Annotated in this window: 18 protein-coding genes; 16 read left to right on the top strand and 2 right to left on the bottom strand. The window is 37.3% G+C overall.

What is annotated here, in order from left to right:
* Positions 1-59: 59 nt before the first annotated feature.
* Positions 60-383: a cyclic-di-AMP receptor gene (locus tag LLS04_RS02970; RefSeq protein WP_013853459.1), complete on the top strand. Its 324-nt coding sequence runs from the start codon at positions 60-62 to the stop codon at positions 381-383.
* A 30-nt stretch (positions 384-413) separates the two neighbouring features.
* Here LLS04_RS02970 and LLS04_RS02965 read toward each other — a convergent pair whose 3' ends face one another.
* Positions 414-593, bottom strand: coding sequence for a hypothetical protein (locus LLS04_RS02965; protein ID WP_003774282.1), 180 nt, complete (start codon positions 591-593; stop codon positions 414-416).
* Between the two features lie 63 nt (positions 594-656).
* Here LLS04_RS02965 and LLS04_RS02960 point away from each other — a divergent pair, with 63 nt between their 5' ends.
* Positions 657-1,052 carry a VOC family protein gene (locus LLS04_RS02960; protein WP_323611830.1) on the top strand — a complete coding sequence of 132 codons (396 nt, stop codon included), beginning with the start codon at positions 657-659 and terminating at the stop codon, positions 1,050-1,052.
* A complete protein-coding gene (locus LLS04_RS02955) occupies positions 1,033-1,389 on the top strand; it encodes an MmcQ/YjbR family DNA-binding protein (protein ID WP_323611829.1) in 357 nt (118 codons plus the stop codon). Before LLS04_RS02960 ends, LLS04_RS02955 begins: the two co-directional genes overlap by 20 nt.
* Before the next feature lie 20 nt (positions 1,390-1,409).
* On the opposite strand, the gene LLS04_RS02950 is transcribed toward LLS04_RS02955, so the two are convergent.
* Complete coding sequence (locus tag LLS04_RS02950; RefSeq protein ID WP_323611828.1) at positions 1,410-2,555, bottom strand: hydroxymethylglutaryl-CoA synthase; 1,146 nt, start codon at positions 2,553-2,555, stop codon at positions 1,410-1,412.
* Between the two features lie 260 nt (positions 2,556-2,815).
* On the opposite strand from LLS04_RS02950, the gene LLS04_RS02945 reads away from it, so the two are divergent.
* The 13 genes from LLS04_RS02945 (at position 2,816) to LLS04_RS02885 (ending at position 16,058) form a co-directional block, all read left to right on the top strand.
* Positions 2,816-3,994: an acetyl-CoA C-acetyltransferase gene (locus tag LLS04_RS02945; RefSeq protein WP_323611827.1), complete on the top strand. Its 1,179-nt coding sequence runs from the start codon at positions 2,816-2,818 to the stop codon at positions 3,992-3,994.
* 94 nt (positions 3,995-4,088) lie between these two features.
* Positions 4,089-5,534, top strand: coding sequence for a glutamate--tRNA ligase (gene gltX / locus LLS04_RS02940; RefSeq protein WP_323611826.1), 1,446 nt, complete (start codon positions 4,089-4,091; stop codon positions 5,532-5,534).
* Positions 5,512-6,744: an HD domain-containing protein gene (locus tag LLS04_RS02935; protein WP_323611825.1), complete on the top strand. Its 1,233-nt coding sequence runs from the start codon at positions 5,512-5,514 to the stop codon at positions 6,742-6,744. The genes gltX and LLS04_RS02935 overlap by 23 nt, the downstream gene beginning before the upstream one ends.
* A gap of 2 nt (positions 6,745-6,746) precedes the next feature.
* A complete protein-coding gene (locus tag LLS04_RS02930; protein ID WP_323611824.1) occupies positions 6,747-7,967 on the top strand; it encodes an aminopeptidase P N-terminal domain-containing protein in 1,221 nt (406 codons plus the stop codon).
* Between the two features lie 97 nt (positions 7,968-8,064).
* Complete coding sequence (locus LLS04_RS02925; RefSeq protein WP_323611823.1) at positions 8,065-8,466, top strand: DUF1934 family protein; 402 nt, start codon at positions 8,065-8,067, stop codon at positions 8,464-8,466.
* Positions 8,467-8,469: 3 nt separating this feature from the next.
* A complete protein-coding gene (rpoE, locus tag LLS04_RS02920) occupies positions 8,470-8,790 on the top strand; it encodes a DNA-directed RNA polymerase subunit delta (protein ID WP_003774292.1) in 321 nt (106 codons plus the stop codon).
* Positions 8,791-8,897: 107 nt separating this feature from the next.
* Complete coding sequence (locus LLS04_RS02915; RefSeq protein WP_323611821.1) at positions 8,898-10,520, top strand: CTP synthase; 1,623 nt, start codon at positions 8,898-8,900, stop codon at positions 10,518-10,520.
* Positions 10,521-10,547: 27 nt separating this feature from the next.
* Positions 10,548-11,414, top strand: a complete 867-nt coding sequence (gene fba / locus LLS04_RS02910) for a class II fructose-1,6-bisphosphate aldolase (RefSeq protein ID WP_323611818.1) — start codon at positions 10,548-10,550, stop codon at positions 11,412-11,414.
* Between the two features lie 204 nt (positions 11,415-11,618).
* Positions 11,619-12,371: a formate/nitrite transporter family protein gene (locus LLS04_RS02905; protein ID WP_323611816.1), complete on the top strand. Its 753-nt coding sequence runs from the start codon at positions 11,619-11,621 to the stop codon at positions 12,369-12,371.
* 437 nt (positions 12,372-12,808) lie between these two features.
* Positions 12,809-13,939, top strand: coding sequence for a betaine/proline/choline family ABC transporter ATP-binding protein (locus LLS04_RS02900; RefSeq protein ID WP_254007002.1), 1,131 nt, complete (start codon positions 12,809-12,811; stop codon positions 13,937-13,939).
* Positions 13,932-14,573 (top strand): ABC transporter permease, encoded by a 642-nt coding sequence (locus LLS04_RS02895; protein ID WP_123170921.1) that lies wholly within the window; start codon positions 13,932-13,934, stop codon positions 14,571-14,573. Before LLS04_RS02900 ends, LLS04_RS02895 begins: the two co-directional genes overlap by 8 nt.
* Positions 14,563-15,168 (top strand): ABC transporter permease, encoded by a 606-nt coding sequence (locus tag LLS04_RS02890; protein ID WP_013853449.1) that lies wholly within the window; start codon positions 14,563-14,565, stop codon positions 15,166-15,168. The genes LLS04_RS02895 and LLS04_RS02890 overlap by 11 nt, the downstream gene beginning before the upstream one ends.
* Positions 15,165-16,058 carry a glycine betaine ABC transporter substrate-binding protein gene (locus LLS04_RS02885; protein ID WP_323611815.1) on the top strand — a complete coding sequence of 298 codons (894 nt, stop codon included), beginning with the start codon at positions 15,165-15,167 and terminating at the stop codon, positions 16,056-16,058. Before LLS04_RS02890 ends, LLS04_RS02885 begins: the two co-directional genes overlap by 4 nt.
* Positions 16,059-16,181 lie beyond the last annotated feature (123 nt).

The following is a 16,181-nucleotide window of genomic DNA, read 5'->3' as shown; positions in this document are numbered from 1 at the left end:
AAAAGAACCATCGATTTATTTTATGGTATAATGAAACAAAGGTAAGAGGAGGGAATCTTATGAAATTAGTATTAGCTATTGTTTCAAATGATGACAGTTCTGTAGTTTCAAATGCATTAAATAAAGAAAACTATCAAGTAACACGTCTCGCTACAACCGGAGGATTCTTACGCGCAGGGAACACAACATTAATTATCGGTGTTGATGATGATCGCGTGGAAGGATGTTTAGAAATCATTGGTAATGAATGTAGTAAACGTACGGAAGTCGTACCATCTACAGCATCCTATGATATCGGACGTTATGCATCATTCCCTGTGGAAGTTCAAGTTGGGGGCGCAACAGTATTTGTTATGGATGTAGAACAATTCCATAAACTTTAAAAAAAGAAAGAACGTGAGCGTTCTTTCTTTTTAAATTAATTCAAAGTATTCTGGCCATCGATATTCCCGTATGGGCATGGGCCGGTTATTATCAAAATAGAGGACAAGTGCGGGTTTAATACCATTCCAGTTATCCACAATTTCAAAATGAGTGAGATGTCCATCGGCAATCAGTTGTTTTGCTTTCGCATGATAATTATAATATGCCATACCTTACCCCTCTTTCATCCCTATTCTATACGATTTACTAATAAATATAAAGGCGGTAGCGCAATGAAACTAACACCCAATTTAATGGTCACAAATGTGAATGAAAGTATCCTGTTTTATCAAGATGTTTTAAACATGGTTGTTTATGATAAAGTGGAGACTGAATCGGTCACTATATTCGCAATTCTTGGTATTGGTGAAACAACGTTAATGCTTGAAGAAAAGGAAACTTTGATTGGTGAATATCCAAGTCTTAAAACAGATTCAATCAATCCTTCCTTAACACTTTTTATTAAAGTTGAAGATGTTGAAGCGGAATATGAACGACTTAAGACGCATCCTAACTTAGTAAAAACGCTTCATAAAACATTTTATGATACATGGGAATTTGCTCTGACGGACCCTGATGGTGTGGTGATTACCCTTGCGGGAGGTCCCTATGAAACCGGAGAAAATTAAACAAGCAAGTCTTCAAAATAAAGGGACTGTATATGATTTTAAAGAAGAATGGAATGCAGAACGTGCGCTTGTCGGCGGAAAAATGTATTTAATGAGGGGTACGAATAAAGAGGGGGATTCGATTGTAACTGTGAAGGCGGAACCCAGTGAAGGTGCTCGTTATCGCGAAATGTATCCCGGTATCATTACTGAAGGATATTATATGAATAAAGTTCATTGGATCTCAATTCGTCTTGATAAGGGTGTGGACGAAACACTTATTGAAACACTGATTAACGAATCGTATGAATTGATTTTTGAAAGTCTCACTAAGAAAGTACAGAATGAGATAAAATAAAAAGTTCCGGTAGGAACTTTTTATTTTATTTTGTAGTAACGTCGATGTTCGAAAACAGACTCAAGTGTATATTTCGATGCGTCCGATTTGAGTATTTGATGACTTCCATCGATAACAAGTTGAGCTTTAAACTGTGCTTCATATTCAGTAATTGTTAACTTTGTACGTCGATCAAGATCTGTTTGATGTGTCTTGAGCAAATGATCTTTGTAATTTGGTTGTAAGATTCCCGTGAAGAATTCTCCAACAGCTCCAGAACCATAACTGTATAACCCAATACGATCTCCTGCAGTTAAGGATCCTTGTTCGAGGAGACTGAGTAGACTTAAGTAGAGCGATCCAGTATAAATATTACCGACTTGACGGTTATAGTGAGTACTCTTTTTAAAGTTTTCAAAAAGGGTTGGATGTGTTTCTTCGTTTGCGATGAGCTTTAGCGTTTTTAACCCAAGCTTTGTATAAGGGATATGGAAACAGAGTGCCTTGAAATCATCGATCGTGCGTTCTGTTTTATTGAGATAATCCTCATATACAGTTGTGAATAGTCTCTGGTATTGTTCGTTCGAGTATTTTCCATCTACAAAAGCAACATCACTGTAATTGGGTCTCCAGAAATCCCAAATATCATCTGAGAAATAAGAAGCGTTTGCTTCCAACGTCATGATTTTTGGATCGGTACTTACTAACATCGCTACCGAGCCAACTCCTTGAGTTGCTTCGCCACCAGTATTCAGACCGTATCGTGAAATATCACTTGCAATAACCAACGCTTTTTTACTTGGATTTAAAGCAATATGACCTTTTGCAAGTTGAAGCCCTGCAGTTGCGCCATAGCACGCTTGCTTGATTTCAATGCAACGTGCAAAGGGGTTAATCCCTAATAATGTATGAATTGAGGTTGCACCTGCTTTGGATTGGTCAATACCGGATTCGGTAGCGAGAATCACAAGGTCGATGGCGTCTTTATCCGCATCAGTCAAGATTTTTGAAGCAGCATTAGCGCCTAAAGTAACTGTATCCTGTGATATAGGACATACAGCTTGTAGATCTTGTCCAAGTCCGAGCGTATATTTGTTCGGGTCAATCCCGCGTGCGTTCGCAAGATCAACCATATCTATATACGTTAATGGGGCATAAAACCCTATTTTATCTAGTCCAATTTCCATGGAATATCTCCTTTTTCAATATGCTCTCATTATAATAGTCTCTTGGATAATAAGCAAAAATTATGTGTAATTCAAGAATAATTCACACGAAGTAGGGTTATTTAAGCATAAACTTATGGTATCTTGTGTGAAAATGAGCGGTTTTTCTTCTCAAATGGTAAACTAATGTTCGAGATAGAGATAGGCGTTAAGGAAAATGTTGTGTTTATAAATTGTAAACGGTATAATTGTCTAGCCGACATTTTAGAAGGAGTGATTTTTTGCGAGACGTAGTTATAGTCAGTGCTGCGCGCACTGCGATAGGTAAATTCGGGGGAAGCTTCTTGAAGACTTCAGCTGTAGAATTAGGAACTGCAGTGATTAAAGAAGCGATTCATCGTGCAAAGATTTCGCCGGAAGATGTTGAATACGTAGTAATGGGTAATGTCATCCAAACAGGATTAGGACAAAACCCTGCGCGACAAGCATCGGTGTTTTCAGGGATTCCCTATTCAACACCAGCCATGACCATCAATGAGATGTGTGGTTCGGGGATGAAGTCAATTCATCTTGGAATGCAATCCATTATGCTTGGTGAGAAGGATGTTGTAGTTGTGGGTGGTTTTGAAAATATGTCACAAGCACCTCACATAATAAAAAATGGTCGCTTTGGTTCGAAATTTCAAAACTTAGAAACAGAAGATACAATTCAAAAAGATGGTTTTGTTGACGCGTTTACCAATGAATTGATGGGTGTTACAGCAGAGACTGTTGCCGAACAATTTAATATATCCCGCGAGGATCAAGATGCGTTTGCATTAGAATCACAAATGCGTGCTACACGTGCGCTTGAGGCGGGGCTCTTTAAAGATGAAATTGTTCCAGTTAATAACGGACGTGAGTTGATTGATACGGATGAGTTTATCAGAACAAATTCCACTCTCGAAGGTCTTCAACGTTTAAAACCTAGTTTTAAGCTTGATGGAACTGTCACAGCGGGTAATGCTTCAGGAGTTAATGATGGTGCTGCAGCGCTTGTATTAATGAGTCGTGAAAAGGCAGAGGCAATGAATTTAGATGTTATTGCTACCATTAAAGGTTTTTCAGAAGTTGGGGTCGATCCTGAAATTATGGGTTATGCACCTTACTATGCAGTTAAATCCTTAGCAGAGAAAACAAATACAGATTTAAATACAGTCGATCGATTTGAATTAAACGAAGCCTTTGCTTCACAATCGTTAGCGGTTTGTCGTGATTTAAATTTAGATTTAGATAAAGTTAATGTTAATGGGGGAGCAATCTCAATTGGACATCCAATTGGTGCATCTGGCGCTCGTATTATGGTAACTTTAATTTATGAATTAATTCATTCAGATACAAAACGTGGTATTGCTTCGTTATGTATTGGTGGCGGCATGGGTGTCGCAATGATGATTGAACGAGAAGAACCTACAAAGTAGGTTCTTTTTTGCAGGGATTATCGCGATTGTTTAATATTTAATCCTTGACATAACCATGCTATAATAGTATGGAATTTGGAAAGAGGTACTAAAAATGAAAAAAGTTAGAGTAAGATATGCACCAAGTCCAACAGGATTTCTTCATATCGGTAACGCACGTACAGCGTTATTTGATTATTTAGTGGCAAAACACCATGGTGGTGATTTTGTGCTACGTATTGAGGATACAGACATTGAACGTAATGTTGAGGGCGGTGAGGAATCACAACTTTATTTCTTAAATTGGTTAGGGATTGTACCTGATGAATCTCCAGACAAGCCAAAACCAGAATATGCTCCATACCGTCAAATGGAACGCTTAGAAATTTATAATGAATATGTGGAAAAATTATTAGCTACGGGTGATGCTTATAAGTGTTACTGTACAACTGAAGAACTTGATGAAGATTACAAACGTCAAGTTGCGGCTGGACACCAATCAACTCGTTACAGTCGTACATGTCTTCACCTCGATGATGAAACGAAACAACGTTACGAAACAGAAGGACGTCCTTATTCTGTAAGATTAAGAGTTCCAACGGATGTGACCTATACATTCAATGATATGGTTCGTGGAGAAATCTCATTTGAATCAAAAGATATCGGTGATTGGGTTATTGTGAAGTCAAACGGTATTCCTACCTATAACTTTGCAGTTGTAATTGATGATCACTTGATGGAAATCTCACACGTTTTCCGTGGGGAAGAACATATTTCAAATACACCAAAACAAATGATGCTTTATGAAATGTTAGGATGGGATATACCTTTATTCGGTCATATGACATTAATCGTAAATGAAAATGGTAAGAAGTTATCCAAACGCGACAACTCAGTCATGCAATACATCAGTCAATATAAGGATCAAGGATATCTTCCTGAAGCTATGTTTAACTTTATGGCACTGCTTGGTTGGTCTCCAAAGGGTGAAAAAGAACTCTTTACACATGAAGAACTGATTGCTGAATTTAGTGAAGATCGTTTATCCAAAGCACCATCAATGTTTGATGTTACCAAACTTACATGGATGAATCATCAATACTTAAAAGAAAAAGAAGATGGTGAATGGTTAAGCTTCGTGAGACCCTTTGCGGAAGCAGCACATGATCTTACAAACAAAGATGAAGCATGGATTGAAAAGTGCTTACTTCTCTTTAAAGAGCAATTGCAATATGGTGCAGAAATTGGTTCATTAATCGAACCATACTTTGTTGAACCAGAATTAACCGATTCAGAAAAAGAAGTTTTAGAATGGGAAACAACACCAGTGGTTGCACAAGCATTCTTAGATAACTTACCAGAATCATGGGATGTGGATTCACTGAAAGAAGCATTTAATGCTGCGAAAACTGAATCTGGACTTAAAGGAAAACCGTTATTTATGGGATTACGCGTTAGTGCAACGCATCAAACACATGGACCTGATTTAATGAGTGCGTTATATCTTTTAGGTCGCGACGTTGTTGAAAAACGTTTAAATGAATATATCAATAAAATTTAAGCCAACTTCCGAGCACAAGGTCTTACGAGATCCTGTGCACGGATACATTCATGTACATCATCAAGTTATTTGGGATCTGATTAACGCACCAGAGTTCCAAAGACTTAGACGCATCCATCAATTAGGTGGGACAAATCAAGTTTATCATGGCGCAGAGCACTCTCGTTTTTCTCATTCTGTCGGGGTTTATGAAGTGGTTCGTTTAATGATTGAAAATGTAAATGGTCTAGCAGATACACTGTCTGATTTGGAACACGTTGCATTATTGTGTGCAGGATTGCTTCATGATGTGGGACATGGTCCTTTTTCACATGCCTTTGAGTCCGTGACATCGGTAAATCATGAAACGTTTACGGATCGAATTATTTTAGAGGATACACACGTGCATAGGATTCTTAGCGAGGCTCATCCCGAGTTACCTCAAATGGTTGCGGATATTATTGCGCATCGCCATTCACGTAAACTCTTAACTCAAATTATCTCGAGTCAATTGGATGCAGACCGTATGGATTATCTTTTGCGGGATTCTTATTTTACGGGTGTGAGTTACGGTGAATTTGATTTATCACGAATCTTAAGAACACTTATTGTTATAGATGATAAGCTTGTTGTGAAAGAAAGCGGAATTCATGCCGTAGAGGACTATATTATGGCCCGATATCAAATGTATTGGCAGGTTTACTTACATCCAACATCACGAAGCTTTGAAATGATTCTCTTCGCGATTTTTGAACGCATGAAGGATTTAGTTCAAGAAGGAAAAGAATTGGGCGATGAATTATCGTTTTTTAAGCCTTTTGTTTCGGGTGGTAAAATTAGTACACAAGAGCATTTTGAATTAGATGAATCAACCTGTTATGCTGGATTTATGTCACTTACAAAATCAAAGGATCCAATCTTAAAAGACTTGGCGTTACGTCTTTTAAATCGAAAACTCTTTAAATACGAGGATCTTGAATCTTCATGTCAAGTAGATTCAATTAAAGAACGAGTTCAAAATGCAGGCTTTGACAATCGTTACTATGTTATTAGCGATCAACAGTCTCAGATTCTTTACTCTCCTTATGTGGAAAACGGTGAAGAAGGATTATGGGTTGCACTTAAAAACGGTACGCTTGTTGAATTAACCAGCGCATCCTCAATCGTTCGAGGATTCGCAACAGGTGAAAAGAAACAGGACGAAAAGATTTTCTACCCTGAGGAGGTATAATCATGAAAAAACAAACTTATATCAATATTCGTAAAAAGGTGATGAATGAATTGCCTGAAAAGACAGTTACGTTTTTATTCAGCGGATGCGGCGTTCGTCGTTCAGCGGATGCAGAATACCCTTTCTCAGCGAATCGAAACTTTTATTATGTAACTGGCATTGAAGAACCGGAAGCTGTTGTTGTTTTTGAAAAAGAAACCAATCATGAAATCTTATTTTTACGAGAAATAAATCCAGATATGGAAAAATGGGTTGGATATTTCATGACTAAAGAAGAAGCACAAGCGATTTCAGGTATTGAAGATGTTCGATACTTTAACGAATTTGATGCATATGTAACTTCTGTGTTGGATTCAGGACTTTCAATCGGTGTTGATATGGATCACGATACCATTGGCGATGTTGAACACTCATCAGGACTTGTCTTTGCGGATGCAGTTGGCGAAGAGAATGTTGTCGATGTATTTGAATGTCTTGTACGTTGTCGTCAAATTAAGCATCCTGAAGAAGTTGAAGCAATTCGCAATGCAATCGATGTAACAGATCATGCAATCAAAGCGATGGTGGAAGAAATGAAACCAGGTGCTAATGAAAATGATATGGCTGCACGTTTCTTGTATGAAGGCAATAAGGCGCACGGTGATTTAATGTTTGACACAATTTGTGCAAGTGGTAAGAATGCGACAGTCCTCCATTACATCTCAAACAATCAACCGTTAAATGACGGTGACCTTGTATTATTAGACTTAGGAATTCGTGTAAACGGTTATGGTGCCGACATTTCTCGTACGTTCCCAATTAATGGAACGTTTACACCACGCCAAAAAGAAGTTTACCAAGAAGTCTTGAATACTTTCCACATCATCAATGAATCCGTGAAGCCAGGTATTTCGATAATGGAATTGAATGAAATCTCAAAAGAGACTTTAGGTCAATCATGTATAAAACTAGGACTTATTGATAACGTTGAGGAAGTAGGTCGTTACTACTACCATAGTATTGGGCATTCACTCGGTTTGGACACACATGACGTTTGGCTTGATCGTGGACAACCGCTTGTACCAGGAAACGTTATTACTAACGAGCCGGGGCTTTATATTGCGGAAGAAGGAATCGGAATTCGCATTGAAACAGACCTTCTCGTAACCGAAAATGGGTGCGAAGATTTAGCCCCACAAATCATGCGGGAAGTAAGTGAAATCGAAGCGTATTTTGTGAAGTAATGTGAATGTAAAATGAAAGTGTGTGTATTGAAGCACACTTTTTTACTTTATGTAATAAACATGTTGACATTGTTGTTCAAAGCCATATAATACATAGGTGAAATACGTAAGGGGGATCTCCATCAAAACTAAAGTCACTATTAAGCAAAAATCTCGTGATGAATCATTTCATCGAACGGATAACCAAGCTGATCTTATAAACTACGGATTGTATCAACGCATAATGTATGACGAGGAAGAAGCATATGTTATTCTTGATTTCACCAATGACGAAGTGTCATTTAAGCGGCAAGGTGAATGGTTAACACAAGGAGTTTTCTGTAAAGGCGAACAAACAGAGTTGCTCGTCTCAAGCGCACAGGGAATTTTGGTGTTCGAGGTTGAAGTAGAAACATTAGAAGTTAGAAGTGGTCTTCTTTATATGAGGTATCATTTGAAGCAAGCTGGGTCACATGTTGATACGCTTGAATTCGAATGTAGGTGGGAACCGGAGGTATAAACTATGTCATCAAAATCATTAAGTGATATTGCATATGAAAAATTAAAGAGAAAACGTAAAGAAATTGTATTTAGTAAATTGTGGAAAGAAGTCGCTGAAGAAGTAAATTTCTCAGAAGAAATTTCAAAAAGAAAAGTGGCATCATTCTATAATGCAATGATGATGGATTCACGATTTATCTCATTAGAAGGAAATAAATGGGATTTACGCGAGCGTCATACTTTAGAAAGTTTACAAATTGACCCTGATTTATTAGATACTTATGACGATTATGACGAAGATTTCGAAGAATTTGAGATTGTTCCGAGCATTGAGGAAGAATAATTGAAGTCTTTGGTTGAACTCATATATTAAGTTTGCTAAAATATAAAAGGGCAGCAGCTTCCAAATTTATTGGGAGCTTTTATTTTTGTAGTAGAAGGAGATTAGACATGGCAACAAAGTATATATTCGTAACCGGAGGTGTTGTATCCGGAATTGGTAAAGGAATTATCGCTTCATCGATTGGGCGATTGCTCAAAAATCGTGGCATGAAAGTGTTCATGCAAAAGTTTGATCCATACATTAACGTAGACCCAGGAACAATGTCACCATACCAACATGGTGAGGTTTTCGTAACTAAAGATGGTGCCGAAACAGACTTAGACTTAGGTCATTATGAACGCTTCATTGATGAAGAGTTAACGAGAAATGCCAGCATTACTACAGGTCGTGTCTACTCAAGTGTTATTAATAAGGAACGTAAAGGTGCCTATTTAGGAGCAACAGTTCAAGTTATTCCACATATCACAGATGAAATTAAAAATAAAATCTATGATGCAGGAAAAGAATCGGGAGCCGATGTTGTTATCACTGAAATTGGTGGTACAGTAGGGGACATTGAATCACTTCCATTTTTAGAAGCGGTACGTCAAGTCCATGCGGAAAATAAAACTGAGGATGTTGTGTTTGTTCATACAACACTGATTCCTAAAGTTCCTGCAAGTAACGAATTCAAAACAAAACCAACTCAACATAGTTTTAAAGAGCTTATGTCACACGGTATTAAAGCTAATATTATTGTTACACGTTGTGATGAGCCTTTAACTCAAGATATGAAGAATAAGATTGCGCTTTTCTGTGATGTTAATGACAATGCGATTATTGAATCACGAAATGTGGAAAACTTATATGAACTTCCACTTTCATTCCAAGCGCAAGGACTTGATAATTATATTCTTCATAAATTTGGATTAGGTGATTTACCTGCAGCGGATATGACGGAATGGTCTGCAATGATTGACAGCGCAAAAAACCTACAACATAAAGTTAAAATTGGTCTTGTTGGGAAGTACGTTCAACTTCATGATGCTTATTTATCTGTAAGTGAAGCACTTTTACATGCGGGTTATGCATGCAGTAGTGAGATTGAAATTGAATGGATTGACTCAGCTGAGATTACAGCCGAGAATGTTACAGAAACACTTAAAGGGTTAGATGGTATTCTTGTACCTGGAGGATTTGGATTACGTGGTGTGGAAGGTAAAATCTTAGCCGCACAATATGCACGAGAAAATAATATTCCTTACTTTGGAATTTGTTTAGGAATGCAAGTAGCGATGATTGAGTTCGGGCGTAATGTATGCGCGTTAGAAGGTGCACACTCAACAGAACTTGTACCCGAAACAAATTATCCTGTAATTGATCTTATGGAAGATCAATTACAACATACAGATCTTGGTGGCACATTACGTTTAGGTAATTATCCATGTCAACTTGATCACGAAGGTAAAGCATACGGACTTTATAACAATGAAGATGTAATTTTTGAACGTCATCGTCATCGTTATGAATTTAATAATAAATATCGTGAGCAATTTGAGAAGGCGGGAGTACGCTTTAGTGGTTTAAGTCCTGATGGACAATTAGTGGAAATTATTGAGCTTAAAGACCATGATTATTTCGTGGCATGTCAATATCATCCAGAGTTTAAGTCAAGACCAAACCGTTCACATCCATTATTCTATGGATTTGTGAATGCGTCTTTGCAATTTTCGAAAAAAAGAGTAGAATAGATATATAAATAGGAGGAATTTATTATTATGGCATTAGTATCAGCTAAAGGCATTTTGGAAGCAGCACGTGACGGACACTACGCTGTACCAGCAATTAACATTAATAACTTAGAGTGGACAAAAGCAGCTCTTCTTCAAGCAGAAGAAATGAAGTCACCTATCTTGTTAGCAGTATCAGAAGGTGCTGGTAAATATATGACAGGTTACAAAACAATCGTTGGTATGGTAAACGGTATGTTAGAAGAACTAAATATTACAGTTCCTGTAGCATTACACTTAGACCACGGTAGTTTTGAAGGCGCTAAAGAATGTATCGAAGCAGGATTCACATCAGTAATGTATGATGGATCACACTTACCATTCGAAGAAAACTTAGCACAAACAAAAGCAATCGTTGAATTAGCTCATTCAAAAGGTGTTTCAGTTGAAGCTGAAGTAGGTTCAATTGGTGGAGAAGAAGACGGAATCATCGGTACAGGTGAACTTGCAGATCCAGCAGAATGTAAAACAATCGTTGACACAGGAATTGATTTCCTAGCAGCTGGTATTGGTAACATTCACGGTAAATACCCAGAAAACTGGGCAGGTTTAAGCTTTGAAACTTTAGAAGCAATTAAAGCTGCTACAGGAAGCATTCCTTTAGTATTACACGGTGGATCAGGAATTCCTGAAGACCAAATCAAAAAAGCTATTGAATTAGGTGTTTCAAAAATTAACGTGAACACAGAATGTCAATTAGTATTTGCTGAAGCAACACGTAAATACATCGAATCAGGAAAAGATTTAGAAGGTAAAGGATTTGACCCTCGTAAACTTTTAGCTCCTGGTACAGATGCAATCCGTGCTATAGTTAAAGAAAAAATTGAAATGATGGGTTCAGCTAACCAAGCTTAATTCCAATCAATCAAGCATTTATAAACCATCGTCATCTTAGAGGACGGTGGTTTTTTTGTGCAATCATGTCAGATATAAACAAAGTCTCGTGAAACTGAAACAATTTAAAATATTGATGCCTAAATATTCACAAACTTTAAGTGTGTACCCTTGTATTGGCTTTATACTCAACGTAAGATTACATTTGGAACTTGGAGGAGACTTATGTATTCATTAGATGAAACTATAGAACGTGTATCTGATTTAGGGGTTATGAAGGTACATAAAACAATGAAGCAACGTTGTATTTTAGGGTTTATTGCAGGGGCAATGATTTCTCTAGGCTATCTCGCATATATTAAAATCGTAGCTACCGTCGATGGTGGACTTGGTAATGTTTTGGGTGCCAGTGTATTTCCAATTGGTTTAATTGTGATTTTGCTTGCCGGTGGTGAGTTAATTACAGGAAATATGACTGTAGTGGGTACTTCTTATGCAAATCAGAAAGTTACGTTAAAAGAGCTTTCAATCAACTGGCTTGTTATTACACTTGCGAACTTAGTAGGTGCAGTTTTTGTAGCGCTCATTTTAGGGCGTGGCGAATTAAGTCACTATACAGAAACGGTGAACCGTTTAGCAATGGGGAAAGCATCGTATTCACCGATGGCAACGTTTGTTTCAGGGATTGGTTGTAATTGGTTTGTAGGCTTAGCGGTGTGGCTTAATGTGGCAATCAAAGATGGTGCAGGAAAGATTATGGGGATTTGGTTCCCAGTGATGGTTTTTGTATTACTTGGCTTCCAACATAGTGTAGCGAACATGTTTTTATTAACAGCAGGTATGCAAAATGGGGTGATTCAATTTTCTGAATTCGCATCAAACATTTTCTTTTCTTATATGGGTAATATAATTGGTGGTGCGGTATTAGTAGGTTATCTTTATACGCATGCATCCCATGCAAAGAATCACATTTCGTGATTCTTTTTTTATTCTTGAGGGGATATAGGCTGTTAGAACTGTTTTCACGCTATTTGGATATGTTTTGATCGGTTGTTGGATAAATGATGTCTAGAGATGATAATTATCGCTTATGGCCGCTTTAACGCCCTTGTAGGACAATTGGGTTCTGTTGTAGTTAAACGTTTGAATTGTGAATTGTACTTGATTGATTGCATCTTTTTCAGGGGACTTTAGATGAGATTTTTATGCTTCTATTGAATTTGTGGAAATAGAAAATGAGAGGTCAATTTGTCTCAAATTGTATTTTGCGTTATACTATTTATATCATTATGGTAAAAATTATCATAAGTGACTCTTAATTAAGTTGTGCTTGAATCAACATTCTGAATGAATTTTAAGGGAAATGTCGCGTACATTTTTTTTTATGCGGCTGCATTAAAATAGGAGGAAAATATATGATCGAATACAGAAATGTTAAGAAAGTTTATAACGATAAAGTCGTTATTGAAAACTTAAATCTAACAATAAAACAAGGGGAATTTGTATGCCTTATCGGACCATCAGGTTGTGGTAAAACAACAACATTAAAGATGTTGAATCGGATTATCAAACATGATGGGGGAGAAATATACATTAATGGTCAAAAGATTGATGAGATGAACGTGATTGATTTACGTCGTAATATTGGTTACGTAATCCAACAAATTGGTCTTTTTCCCAATATGACACTCGCTGATAATATAGCGATTGTTCCAAGGCTTTTAAAGTGGGATGAAACGAAGATTGATGAACGGGTAAGGGAATTGATGCCTTTAGTCGGTATGCCTTATGAGACATATGCAAATCGCTTCCCATCTGAACTAAGTGGTGGACAACAACAACGTATCGGGGTTTTGCGAGCACTTGCAGCAAACCCACCAGTGATACTTATGGATGAACCTTTTGGTGCTTTAGATCCTGTAACACGAGATACGTTACAAGATGAAGTTAAGTCTATTCAAGAAAAACTAGGGATTACCATTGTATTTGTTACACATGATATGGATGAAGCAATTAAGATGGCCGACACTATTGTATTTATGGAAGATGGTAAAATTGTTCAGAAAGCAACACCTGAAGAAATGTTACGGAATCCTGCTACCAAGCAAGTTAAACAATTTATGGGGAAACAAATGCATGAGAATGGATCATCATTTGACTTAACTTGTGGTGATTTAATGAAACCAAATGTATTTAAGGTTTTTGATCGAAGACCTATTATGGAATGTTTAGGTTTAATGCGTACGCGTGATTTAAACAGTGTTGTTGTTGTGGATGAACATAAAAAATATTTAGGTGTTGCATGGATTGATGAACTTATTTCAAAACGTGATACGTATCAACGTGTATCGGAAGTGGTTGAAAAAAGTGTTCCTGCATTCAATCAGAATGAGGATGCTCAACAAGCAATTGGAGAAATTACCGAAAACAAACGTGATTATGTCATCGTGATAAATGATGATCGTGAAGTAACTGGAATTATTACTCGTGGTTCGATTGCCCGAAGTCTTACTAATGTTGTTTGGGGTGGTGATGGTAATGAGTAGTGCTATCCTTCCAGAACTTATTAAAGCGATTTTCACGCATATAAAATTTGTGGTGGTTGCGGTAACACTTGGATCAATCATTGCGATCGTCTTAGCGTCCATATTATCCCGTTTTAAAAAGATTTCTAAGTATGTAATGCCTATTATTGGTTTATTTCAAACCATACCGGGGATTGTTTTTATTGGAGTGCTTTTTGTTTATACGGGAATGCGTCCTAAGACAATCTATATTGCTCTTACCGCGTATGCAATTTTCCCCGTCTTAAAAAATACCTATGCTGGAATTTTAGATGTGGATGCCAGTTATGTAGAAGCGGCACGTGGTATTGGAATGACCCAGTGGCAATCACTTCTAAAAGTAGAATTACCGATGGCAGTACCTTCTATATTTGCAGGAATTCGCATGTCGACTGTATATACTGTAAGTTGGGCTGTCCTTGCCGCTATGATAGGTCAAGGTGGCTTGGGCGTCTTTATTTATCGCGGAATTGACACCAATGTTCAAGAAACAATTCTTATTGGAGCGATTCCATCCGCCATCCTTGCGATTTTAATGGGATACTTTGTGGATTATCTCCAAACAAAGTTTATGCCAAAAGGACTAACAACAGGAGGTGCACAACATGACCGTTAATATGGTATTAGAACATCTATTTCTTGTTTTAGTTTCTGCGTTTTTCCTACTTATCTTAGGTCTTATTATTGGAATGATTGCTTATGTATATCCGAAATTTAAGAAGCCTATTTTGTTACTCGTGGATATTCTTCAAACAATACCAACGCTTGCAATGCTTGGGATTTTGATGGCGTTTTTTGGACCTACAAAGAAAACCGTAATTATTGGTTTAGTGCTTTATTCCTTACTTCCCGTTGTTTTAAATACGGTAACAGGATTGGAAAGTGTTGATCCAGGAATTCGAGAAGCAGCACAAGGTATGGGAATGACAAAAATCCAAAGACTGTTTAAAGTAGAATTACCGATTGCATTTCCTTTTATTTTCTCAGGGATGCGTATTGCGGTGGTTACTTCCGTCGGAGTTGCCGTCTTTGGCTCACTTGTCGGAGGTGGTGGTTTGGGATCCATTCTCTATCGGGGAGTTCGAACTCAAAATATGAAATTAATTGGTTATGGAACCCTTGCTTTAATTGTAATATCGCTTGTAATCGATACGGCGATGGGACAATATGAAAAACATCTTAAACTAAAACAAGGAGGTAAAACAATATGAGAAAAAAAATAATCATTTTAATCATCTCCTTACTTTCGCTTAGTGGTTGTGGTAGTCGCCAAGAGGGAGATCTGGTAATTATTGATGGCGATATTGCGGAAATGAATGTCGCAACGTATATGGCTAAAATTATGATTGAAACCTATACAGATTATTCCGTTTATATTCAACCTTCAATGGCCTATAATTTAGCTTTTGATCAAATTAAAAGTGGTGCGATGGATATGACACTCAGTTGGGATGGAACGGTATTAACAACGTTTTTAAAACAAGACCCTCAAGATATTCCTTCAAACCAATCATTATTTGAATTCACAAATAACCTTGCACAAGAAAAAGCTAACGTTAAGTTACTGGAACCTTTAGGATCCGAGAATTCATATGTGGTTGCGGTTACCGATGCTTTAGCGGAAACCCATAGCTTAAAAACAATTTCTGATTTAAAGCCGATTGCTAGTGAACTCATTTTTGCTGCAGAACATTCTTTTTTTGATGATAATGGATCGGTTCGTTATAAGCCATTAACGAAGTTTTACGATATGGAATTTAAAGAAGCAAACTCAATTGATATTGGTTTAAAACTTGCGGGATTGGATAGTGACAATATGGATGTTACGCTTGTGACAAGTGCGGATGGAATGGTGAATCGTTATCCTGTAACGATGCTGGAGGATGATTTGAATTTCTTTCCTCGTTATCAATCGGCATTCCTCGTTCGTTCGGATTTGGAAAAAGACTTCCCCGGTGTAGAAGCGGTGTTGGAAAAACTATCGAATTCGATTACGACCGATGAATCGCGTCAACTAAATTATCATGTTGATGTGGAAGTTAAAAACCCTGAAACGGTAGCTCGAGACTTTTTGGTTAAGAAAAATTTAATTAATAAGTGATGAAATAATTCCCAAATACCTATGTACCATTGCGAATGGGATATTCAAAGATTATGAATATCAAATGAGAGATGGTGGATAGGTATATTTTCTATTCATTATCGGTTATAATATCAATGGACA

Source organism: Erysipelothrix enhydrae (assembly GCF_035066605.1).
In the GTDB taxonomy this organism is placed as follows: domain Bacteria; phylum Bacillota_I; class Bacilli_A; order Erysipelotrichales; family Erysipelotrichaceae; genus Erysipelothrix; species Erysipelothrix amsterdamensis.
Note: the sequence above shows the minus strand (reverse complement) of the source record. Positions and strands in the feature narration are given on the sequence as shown.